Origin of the sequence: Butyrivibrio proteoclasticus P6B7 (genome assembly GCF_000622085.1) — a bacterium.
Lineage (GTDB): Bacteria > Bacillota > Clostridia > Lachnospirales > Lachnospiraceae > Butyrivibrio > Butyrivibrio proteoclasticus_A.
On the sequence record NZ_JHWL01000011.1, the window covers coordinates 135,696 to 146,933 of the forward strand.

Annotated in this window: 9 protein-coding genes; all 9 read right to left on the reverse strand. The window is 40.1% G+C overall.

The features are described from left to right. Positions 1-2 precede the first annotated feature (2 nt). The gene (locus T541_RS0109840; protein ID WP_026652575.1) at positions 3-491 is read right to left on the reverse strand and encodes a hypothetical protein; all 489 of its coding nucleotides are present in this window, start codon (positions 489-491) and stop codon (positions 3-5) included. Further along, complete coding sequence (locus T541_RS0109845) at positions 488-1,009, reverse strand: RNA polymerase sigma factor (protein ID WP_026652576.1); 522 nt, start codon at positions 1,007-1,009, stop codon at positions 488-490. The genes T541_RS0109840 and T541_RS0109845 overlap by 4 nt, the downstream gene beginning before the upstream one ends. 153 nt (positions 1,010-1,162) lie before the next feature. Continuing rightward, positions 1,163-2,227: a butyrate kinase gene (gene buk / locus T541_RS0109850; RefSeq protein WP_034466669.1), complete on the reverse strand. Its 1,065-nt coding sequence runs from the start codon at positions 2,225-2,227 to the stop codon at positions 1,163-1,165. 2 nt (positions 2,228-2,229) lie between these two features. Then, on the reverse strand, positions 2,230-3,150 hold the full coding sequence (ptb, locus tag T541_RS0109855) for a phosphate butyryltransferase (RefSeq protein ID WP_026652578.1): 921 nt from the start codon (positions 3,148-3,150) through the stop codon (positions 2,230-2,232). 166 nt (positions 3,151-3,316) lie between these two features. Beyond that, a complete protein-coding gene (locus tag T541_RS0109860; protein ID WP_034466672.1) occupies positions 3,317-3,823 on the reverse strand; it encodes an acyl-CoA thioesterase in 507 nt (168 codons plus the stop codon). A gap of 160 nt (positions 3,824-3,983) precedes the next feature. Further along, the gene (locus T541_RS0109865) at positions 3,984-5,765 is read right to left on the reverse strand and encodes a hypothetical protein (protein ID WP_026652580.1); all 1,782 of its coding nucleotides are present in this window, start codon (positions 5,763-5,765) and stop codon (positions 3,984-3,986) included. A 119-nt stretch (positions 5,766-5,884) separates the two neighbouring features. Continuing rightward, positions 5,885-6,394 (reverse strand): hypothetical protein, encoded by a 510-nt coding sequence (locus tag T541_RS0109870; RefSeq protein WP_026652582.1) that lies wholly within the window; start codon positions 6,392-6,394, stop codon positions 5,885-5,887. A 147-nt stretch (positions 6,395-6,541) separates the two neighbouring features. Beyond that, positions 6,542-7,048: a hypothetical protein gene (locus tag T541_RS0109875; RefSeq protein WP_026652583.1), complete on the reverse strand. Its 507-nt coding sequence runs from the start codon at positions 7,046-7,048 to the stop codon at positions 6,542-6,544. After that, positions 7,045-11,238: RHS repeat domain-containing protein (locus T541_RS19325; protein WP_197025166.1), on the reverse strand; the 4,194-nt coding region annotated here is incomplete at its 5' end. The genes T541_RS0109875 and T541_RS19325, both read right to left, overlap by 4 nt.

Genomic DNA, 11,238 nt, shown 5'->3' on the forward strand with positions numbered 1-11,238 from the left:
ATTTAACCCTCCCTTGTATGGTCAAATATCATCTGCAGCTTAGGTAATAAGCCGCCTTCATCGTTGTTTTCGTTAAGAACTTCCTCACGGGACTTGGTGTTGTAACCAGCCAGGACTTCATCCTTAGTTACTATGTTGGCTGTGGAAACCACCTCTTCGCGACTTGGAACACTTCCGCCAAATGGTGCTATTCCGCTGATCTGCGGAAGAATGATAAGAAGTATTATTGCGGCTGCTACTGAAACCAGAACTTTGGCGCAGTAGATGGCATAATCAAATGCCTTCTTGTCATCCTTCTTACCAGAAACCGTCTTGAACCTGACCTGCTTGGAATTTCTCTTCTGAGTTATCTTCTCCTGCTCTTCTATGAAGTCCAGAACCTGAGCTTCAAAGTCCTCTGGAGCACTGACCATCTCGTCTTCATCACCCTCGATGGCTTCCATGAGCTCTTTTAACTCTTCATCACTTAAGTATTCATAATCCTTACTCATGCCAGCAGATCCTCCTTTCTTACGGTTTTCTTTAGCATTTCCCGGGCCCTGTAGATCTTGGTCTGTACCGTCTTTAGCGGAATTCCCGTGACCTGGGCTATTTCTTTTGCCGTCATCCCTTTGATGAAATACATCTGGGAAATCTCCGAATAGCCATCCGGCAAGGCTTTGCAGTTATCCCTTACCTGTTCTAACACATCCCTTGTCTCAAAGGTCCTTGATGGGCCATCCCTTGATTCCTCATTTTGCAAAAGAGCTTCCTCAGAAACCGGAACTGCGCGACGCTCCGCGGACCTTAGATAGTCAATGCACTTGTTACTGGCTATCCTGCACAGCCACGCCTTCTCAGAAGCCCCATCAAAGTCGTTCAGATGCTGGTAAGCCGATATAAACGTCTCCTGGGCAATATCCTCCGCGGCAAAATAGTCCCCAGTAAGCTTAAGGCATACAGAAAAGACCAGATTCTTGTATCTATTCATAAGCTCTATTAACTTTTCCTTAGAACCTGTCTCCCCCATACTTTTTCCTTTTGCTTTTTGTTATTTATCTGCTTTCAATAGATATAACGAATCACATTTGGAATTGTCTTCACTTTTTTTATTATTTTTTATTATAAATGAAAAAAGACATGTGCAGGAGTAAACCTACACATGTCTTCATAGTTCTTTTTATTAGTACTGCTGAGCCTTCTCTTCGCCGTTCATTACACGGATAGCGCCCTGTGCAAGAGCAAGAAGCTCGTCCTCACCAGGATATACAGTAACTGGGCAGATCCACTCAACGCGCTCCTTGATGGCGTCTGTGATAACCTGGCCGTATGCGATACCGCCTGTAAGGATGATCTGATCAACCTGGCCCTTAAGAACTGTAGCAAGGGCACCGATGTTCTTGCAGATCTGATAGATGAATGCGTCGCGGACAAGAATTGCCTTCTCATCACCGTCTTCGCACATCTTGTTAACTGTTCTCATATCGTTGGTTCCAAGGTATGCGTTAAGTCCGCCGCCACCAACGATCTTCTTCTTCATCTCATCGTATGTATACTTGCCCGAGAAGCACATATCTACAAGAGCCTTAGCTGGGATGCCGTTTGCTCTCTCTGGTGAGAATGCACCGTCACCGTTAAGTGCTGCGAATACATCGATCATCTTACCGTTCTTGTGAACAGCTGTTGATGTACCACCACCCATGTGAACAACGATTACACTGATCTCGTCATATCTTTTGCCAATTGACTTAGCATATCTTCTGGCAACAGCCTTCTGATTAAGAGGATGGTCGATAGATACACGCTCGATCTCTGGAACACCAGAAATTCTAGCAACTGGCTCCATCTCGTCAACTACTACTGGGTCAACGATGTATGAAGGAACACCGATCTCATCAGCAATTTCTCTTGCAAGGATACCGCCAAGGTTAGAAGCATGCTGGCCCTGAACGCCCTTACGAAGGTCATCGAGAAGAGCATCTGTACACTCGTATGTACCGCCTGGGATAGGACGAAGGAGTCCGCCTCTACCAACGATAACGTCAAAGGACTTCATGTCGATGTTCTCTTTTTTAAGGAAATCAAGAATGATATTCTTACGGAAATCCTTCTGGTCAAAAATTGTGGCGTACTGGTTGATCTCCTCTGTTGAGTGGCGAAGAGTTTCCTCTTTTACAAGGGTCTCGTCCTCTAAGATACCAACCTTTGTAGATGTTGAACCTGGATTAATAACTAAGCTCTTTATCATAATTATTCTCCTTTATTATTAGCAGCAACAACTGCAGCAAGTGCGATAGAGTTAACCTTAACCTCAACTGAATCTGATCTTGATGTAAGGATTACAGGAGCCTTTGTACCTGTAAGGATGTTACCGTTCTTAACTGTTGCAAGTCTAACGATAGTCTTGTATGTAAGGTTACCAGCGTGGATATCTGGGAAAAGAAGGATATCAGCGTCGCCTACGATCTTACGATCCATAGCGCCAGCCTTGTGCTTAGCAGCCTCAGGGTCAATTGCAAGGTCCATAGAAAGAGGTCCATCAACGATGCAGTTCTTGATCTCGCCAGCCTCGTTCATCTTAGTAAGCTCAGCAGCCTCAACAGTTACAGGCATCTTAGGGTTAACAACCTCAACTGCTGCAAGAGGAGCTACCTTAGGGCAGTCAACACCGCAAGCTCTAGCTACATCTACTGTATACTCAATGATAACCTTTTTATCTTCAAGTGTTGGATATGGCATGAATGCAACGTCTGTAAGGAACAAAAGACGATCAATGCCAGGAATTTCAAATACACAAACGTGTGAAAGAGGACGACCAGTTCTAAGACCAACCTCCTTATCAAGAACACTCTTAAGGAAGTCCTTAGACTCAAGGGCACCCTTCATATAGATATCAGCCTTGCCGCTTGAAACAAGAGAAACAGCTGTACGTGCAGCCTCGATTGTATCCTTAACATCGATGATCTCGAAGTCTGCAAGGTTCATTCCAACCTCTTTTGCCTTCTCCTCGATAAGATCCTTGTCACCAACTAAGATAGAATCTACGATTCCCCTCTCTTTGGCAATCTTAACTGCCTCAAGTACGTGTGTGTCCTGTGCTACTGCAACAGACATCTTCTTGGTGCTGGCTGTCTTAAGCTTTGCCAAGATATCATCAAAATTCTTACTCATAAAAAGACCTCCACTTATTTTCTTTGGCACTCGCTTGTTTCATAGATTTATGGAACAAAAAAGAGTGTTAAAATCCGCCATATGACAAAATTTTAACACTCAATCTCACTATTTTCAATGGGTTTATGCTTTTTTTATGAAGTGTCTCAGCACCATTACAGCGCCATTAGAATCCTTCCATCCTGCGCTGGCGTCTTAACTCGCGTCTCTTAAGCGCCCCTTCCCATTCAGCCTTCTCATTCTCTGTGCGAACGTTAAGTCCGTAAGGAACCACTGCTGCTGTGCCGTCGTGGTCGATGCAGACCTCTGTAAGATAAGCTCTGTTAAGAACGTGTCTCATACCGGTTCTGACATCCTCAACATAAGTATCTACGCGAACTTCCATGGAAGTCCTTCCTACATAGGTGATCTTACCGATCATCACCAGCACATCCCCAAGAACCGCGCCCTGCTTGAACTGCATGTTGTCGATTGCTGCTGTAGCAATAGGATTGCCTGAATGTCTGATGGCTACTGTTCCAGCAACTTCATCTATCCATTCCATAAGGCGTCCGCCAAAGAGTCTGTTCTCTGCGTTGATGTCGTCGTACTTAACAACTTTGGTCCATTCTGTGATGGAATCTTCAACGTTTTTGTTGGCGATCTGCTTATCTACGTGAAAAACTTTACCCATACCCCATACCTCCAAAGAGATTTTTGTTACCTCTAATTTTACCTTAATTTCCCCGGCAGTGCCACACCAATAATTCTTTGTACCTTCCATGATTTTCTTAGAAACCATGGGATTGCACTATAGTTGTCTAATTGTTCTTCAGCCATGGCGCCAGGTGCCTTTATTCCATACTCCACTCATCAGAGACCAGGTTCCCCTCATAGTCCAGATAGTTATAGAGAATCGTTCCATTCTCATCTTTTTTACTAACCTTGATAAGCTTCTTGTCTGCATCTCTTTCTACATACTTGTATTCCATATCAAAAACTGATCCATCAAAATAAACAAAAGTCATGGAATAGCTTTCTGTGTCGAAGCAGATGGCAAAGGGCTTCTCCGCTCCGTCAGATGAATCAAATACTTTGACATTTTCGAAATGCTTATTAGCAATATCATTACCCTGAACATCTATAAAAGCCCATCTGTTACCCTGATGCAGCTCACCCAGGAGGTATTTAATAGTTCCATCAGAATCTGCATAGGCGTAGTACTTACTATACAGTTCCGATTCAAATATGATATTGCCGCTGCCATCCATGGCTACCGTAGTATATTTATCAAGTTCTTTACCATCTTTTTTGATTCTTGTGAGCGTAATGATATCGCCGCATTCCACGTCCGGGTGCCCAAACTCTGCGTCACTGATCAGTTTTCCATTACCATCAACCACGGTATCGATTGCCCCATTATGTCTGTCTGCCACCATCAGGTGCGTTGAATCGCTTACCTCAATATCATCCCAGTCAACAAATCGATCAAACAGGAATTTGCCCTTCTCATTGATAACATTCCTGTATCCTGTAATTTTCTGGTCACATTCCAACAAAGAATAATCACTATTCGGCGATAAAAAAAAGCGTATTATCTGAGGCCTCAGAACTATGTTCCCATCTTTGTTTATAAGTCCAACTGCCCCTTCTACTTCAGAATAATAAAGAGCTACATCATTTTTGAAATAATAACCATCATAGGACATTATCATTCTCTCATTCAAATCCCATCGAATATTACATGGAATACCTTTAGTTTCCTTATCTCTGGTAAATCCCAGTACCTTATTAAGCAACGCTGTTCTTATGGATTTCTTGGCATACACACTCTTAGGAACACTGATCACAACATTTCCATCGAGATCAAAAAAGTGCCCATTGTAATCCCAAGCTATTCCTGATTCATCAAAAACCAGATCACAGCCACGGATAGAAGACATCGCCTCTATAGCATTGCCTGTCTTTACATTGACCAGCCCCCATTTCTCCCTATAGAAACCAGACCATTCAGGGAACCTGTTGCATTCAGTATATCTATAGAGATTCCCCTTCTCTTCATGAAGTTCTGCGTAATAAGAGCTAACATGAACTTCATCTGTAACCGCTATATCATACCTGCCATATGGTCTGTATAACCATGTGAAAAGAGCTATCATTAAAACAGCTACGCAGATCAGACCGATTCGAACAAATATGTTGACGGGTCTATTTGTAAGTTTTTCAATCAAGTTCTGCTGCCCATCTCTGGTTAAGCTTAAGGCGTTAGCTCTTTTAACCATTAAGAATGCAAGCACCACTCTTAATATCAGCAATCCATAGACACAATAAAGAAATCCATAGACAAAAACAAACAGAATAGAACAAGCGATAATCAAAACATTTGTCAATCTCCAAAAGAGTTTGAGGCGCTTGTCTGCTGCCAGATAGCAAAACAGACAATAGTCCATGAACATCTTAACCGCAAATGCTATGCAAAATAACGCAAGTGCAACCCCCTTTACCTGAGTCTCTGTACAGGTAATAAATAACTCAGCAGCGTCGCACAGGATAATACCGTGCATTATTCTACTTATAACCTTGCTTCCATCCTTGGCATTTGCCTTGACAGCTATACATGTAAGCACGCAGATCATAAGTTTAATAGCATAAAAGACTATATCTGCCTCTATTCCCAGAAACCCCAGATAATAATTAATTATGTGAATGAATCCGTTGAGGCTTGTAAAAACAATGTATATGCATATAGTCTCTTTTATCGATATATGTTTTCCAATTCGAGATAACAATGCACATCACACAAACATGCCATTCCTTTATTATTCCATTCTTGTACCATTCTTATAACATCATAATCATACAATCCCACTTTCTGAGCTCCACTATTGAAAGAATAAAAATCAAGTATTTTCATAACATCTTGAGCCTTTTCCATTCTTTTCTTGTAATCATCGAACGTTACTATAAATTTAGAAATCGCTGATATTACAGAACTAGTTCCGCTAGCAAGATTGTTCAGCCCCTCATTCCCCGGAAACTTCTTTTTGATTGCCTCTTTTGTAAGATTTGCACCATTACCAGCCTTGGAGCTATCAAATACATAATCCGCCCCAACATTTAATACACTTTTTAAAAATGGACTTGAAATGCCAACTATATCAATGACAGTATCAATCATTATCCTTTTTTCTTTCTTTTCAAGCTCAGCTTGTATCTGCGCCTTAATTTTTCTTAATTCTGCGTTAGCACCTCGCTGACCTGACAAAATTTCAGAAAAAACATTAAAAGTGTCGGCCTTATATTTATGAAAACATTGGTGCCAGGTACCTTTAAGACCGATTTAAATCCCTTTAACAAACTCTTAAAAGTACCTGGCACCTAGCTCAGTTTTTTCATTGTTTTCCTTTCAAAATCATTCACTCACCAAAGTAAGAATCTCTTGTAAATCCTCTAAGCTAAGCTCCGTATAATCGCACTTGTAGCCATTATTTTCCAAATACGAATTTATCTTGCTGGTAAAATCTAATACATCTTCACTTCCACCCTCGCAAAACCATCGAATGTATAGTGCAATGTCTTCAGGCTGTGAATAGATTCTTAAATTACCCTCATCATCATATTCACAACTTAAATATTCCTGAATATCCTTTACACCTAGTGCATTATTAGGTTTAGCTTTGGAAAACACATATAAACATATCTCCAGTCTTGATATATCTAGCTCATCACTGCCGTGATAATGAATGCTCTCGCTATAACTGTCTCTACTAATACCAAATGCTGTATTCTGCATATTATACAGCCTTTGCAGGTCATATTCTTTTTCCGCTTTATCTTTTTGAACATTTCTAATAAACATACAAGAAATACTTAAAACAATTAAGGTAACTATCGCCCCCCCAAAAATCTTTTTTTTCATGAATCTTTTTCCTCCAACAGTTCCTGGAATTCTTTAAAACTCATTCTTTTTAGTTCATCTCTGCTAACACCTAATTTCTCGCTTAACTTTTGCAAATATGACTCTGCATTATCTGAACCACCTTGTTCAACATACCACACTTTATAATTTTTAAATACTTCACTATCTTCCATAAAAGCTTTTTTAATATCATCAACTGTCATTTTGGGGCTAATACACTTGGCACTATTATATGCTTCAACAGCAATATACAACATAACATCATTAAACTGGGATTCAGCAACAGCCACATAATCCACACCTAATCCGGTAATATGCACAACATTTCCTGTAATAAACATGCATTGTACAGTATTACTATAATCAATAATCTTTATCGTTCCTGAAGCAACAACATTATTTTGGTATATTTTTATAGATTCAGCAACAACTTTAGCTTGTGAAACTGCAACGTCAAGGTATTTACAACATGAACTTACAACTTGATCAATAATATAACTATCCACTGGCTCAAAAATATTTCCAATAAGCGTTGCTACATTGGAACTTGCTTCATAGCCCAAATATGTACTTGTAGACATTCCATTAACAGAAGTTGGATATACAACAAACTTGCAACTATTATATATATCTGTGCAATCATTTGAATCTGGCCAATATGCTACTTCAACAGAATAAATCCTTCTCCCCTTGCTATCTAGCGTATATGTCATTGTAACTATATGTTCTTGTTGATTCCCTAACTCTAACATTGCATTTGCAATAAGTTTGACAGCTACCGCTCTCGAGCTATTATATTCATCTCTTATGCCAAGCTCTTCCCAAGCCTTTGCTGTAAGTAGGTATCTGTCTGCTAAAACTTTTAGTTTATCACTTACTTCATATATTTCGATTGATGTTAATGGTACATCGCATACAACATATTCAGACATACTGATTAACTTCTCAATTTCAGAATCATCCATACCCATCATAGCCAATGCCAATACATCGTACTCAACCGAATCATCATCCACTCCCTCTAATTTATACCAACTTTCAATGACATCCCAATTCAATTCTCCGTCTTTATAAAAATATTTTTGAGCCAATTCATATGTAGTAGCATAAGCCACCTGCTGATTTTTAATTTCTTGCCCTAGTCCCCACTTACTATCAACATTCAGAATTAACTTATATCCCGCACCAAGTTCGGATATTTTTAGAGAATAAGTTGGAGTCCAACTTATTCCATCAAAAGATGAAACTCGTCCATTATCATCTATAAAATTCCCCCAATCATCCATAAGACCATATAGCAGACTATCACGTCCTGCTTTGCCTTTACAATAATTCAGAAATTCGACATCATACATTAGCGTTTTTGAACCGTCTTTTTCTTCTATATAAAATCCAATATTGATTAATTCATTAATTAGAGCCAAAGCCTGCGCATCATTTGATGGATCATCATCACACAACGCCTCGGTTGCCTCTACAAGCTTTGTTGCATAATAATCATAGTTAGCTGGGTCAAGTCTACTATGTCCGTACTTATCTACAGAAGTATTATCAACAGAGCCATTTGCGTAGTTTCCTTGTCCTGAGCCATCTGTAGACTGAGTACCTGATCCATAACCTGATCCAGTTGCTGCATCTGGTATAGATTCTCCAGTTGATCCATCTGACTGCTCTAAGTTAGTATTAGAACTAGTTGGATATAAACCATTTCTATCTACATAGTCTTCAGGATCGTTGAAGCAGTAGATATAATGGTTTATTGAATCCGGAGTATATAGTAATCCTCTGACTTTATCCTCTCCTATAAATCTACCTGTTTCTGGAACATAACTTCTTGCCTGCGCAAAGCAGAGGCCATTTTCCTCTTCTCTATAGCCAGTAAATGTAAATGGCTGGATGAGGCTGTCAAGAACTGCCTTCTTTCCCGTACTCACATCAAGTCTGCTACCAAATACATCGTAGGCGTAAGCATCTGATGAAAGACCTTCTGCATCTGTGAGGTACATGGTACTTCCAAGTTCATCAAGGAGATAGAATGCGTTTGTGCTCTCATTCTCCATGCTTACTACCTTGTCATCATATGTGAACATAGATGTCTTGCCGTTTACAGACTGAGCAAGAAGGTTGTTGTGATCCATTGTGATGTCTGTAAGGTATGAAATTTCACTATTTGCGGACTTCTTATTTACTCTCTGTCCAAGGTAGTTATAGTCATAGGAAATAGACTGGTCCTTTGAAGGATCAGCATTTAACTTCGCTTTTTCAAGAAGGTTTCTTGAACTATATGTATACTCTCTATCTAAGACATCGTTCTTATACTCAGCCACAAGATTTCCTCGGTTGTCATAAGAGTATGTTGTGATAACTGGTGTAGGATCTACACCGTTATTGTCACTCTTAGAAATGAGCCTGTCCTGAACATCGTATGAATAGAAGGTCTTTGCATTGTTCTCGAACTTACTTATTCTGTTACCGAAAGCATCATATACGTATGAAGAGAGAGTCTCTCCTTCTCTTGATACGCCTTCGAGACGACCCACTTCATCATAGCTGTAAGCGTAGATACCGCTTAAGTTATCAAGACCACGTCTGTATTTCTCGATGGCTGTTCTGTTGCCTTTTTCGTTATAGGTATAATCAAATCTATCCAGAACACCTTCTCTGTCAGTATTTATGAGTGTCTTTAACAAACCTCCCTGATAGTAATCGTAGGAAGTGGTTGTTCCATTAGGGAATGCCTTCTTTATAAGTCTTGCATTTGAATCGTAGTAATACTTAACAGATCCAGTTGTGGCATTAAGGTCACTAAGTTCCACAAGCTTTCTGAAAGCATCATACTTGTACTCAAGTCTCTTTCCGTCTGGATAGATGATGGCTGTCTTAACATCGTCAGGACCATACTCATAGCCAACGCTCTGTCCATCTGGAGTTGTAACCTGTGTAGTTCTACCTACAGCATCTGAATCAATCTTAGTGATTCCAAGATGGTCTTCGACTTCCTTAAGGATGTTAAGGGCATTGTAGCTGTATTTGATTTGTTCACCGTTAGAATACTTGATACCAGTAATGTTGCCGTTGTTGTCTCTTGTGTAGATAGTTTCGTTACCATCACGGTCTGTCTCAGCGCAGAGTTCACCCTTTCTGTCATACTTATAGACATCTTTGTTTCCAAGGGCATCTGTTACGCTGATAACTTTACCAGAGAGGTCATGTGTGTAGATTGTTACATGGCCTTTTCTGTCAACCTGAGGATATGCATGGTTATCATTTTCTCTCTGCTCAGCAATAGCTGAATCCACTGAGATTTGGTTATCATCTGTCTCTTCACAGATAGAATTCATAAGACCGATACTTAACTCTTCTTCTGCTTTAGCAGAGTCTGGTTCAAAAACTCTACTTTCTGTATTCACAAGTTTCTCTGAGTTTACAAGACTTGCCTTTTCATCATCTACATCATCCTTGATACCATCAAATCTCTCAACCCTGCAAAGAAGATCAAGTTCGTTGTATGTATATCTGCTCTCGTTTCCAAGAGCATCGATGACACTCTTAAGCTTTCCAGTTCCTGTGTAAGCGTATCTTGTAACAGCTTCACAGTCTTTCTTAGCGATAACTCTTCCCATTGGATCATAGGAATATTCAATGATTCTGCCATTTGAAGCAGTAGTCTTAACTACCCTTCCAACCTTGTCGTACTCATAGTTAAGAGTAAAGCCATCTCTTTCTACCTGAGTAGCCATTCTTCCAAGGTCATCGTAGGTGTACTCATTTATTGTTATCTCAACATCCTCATCAGCCTTTGCTCTCTGGGTAACCTTAATAAGCAGGTTATTATCGTAGTGGTTCTCAGTGATAATACCTGATGCATCTGTTGTGGTCTTAAGATTTCCATTCTTATCAAAGGTATAAGATGTTTCTCTGCCAACAGGGTCTGTTGTCTTAATGAGTCTGTTAAGACCATCGTATTCGTTTATAGTCTTTCCGCCAAGAGCGTCTGTCTTGCAGATAAGGTTATCGTTCTTATCATACTTGTATGTTGTTACATTGCCTTCGCCGTCTGTCTCAGTCTTTACGCGGTTCTTACCATCGTAAGTGTATGTCTTATTTACAGAAATAACTTCAAACATGTCTTCCGCAGAACTTACAACATGGCCCTCTGTAAGGACATTTCCCATCTTGTCATGAGTATA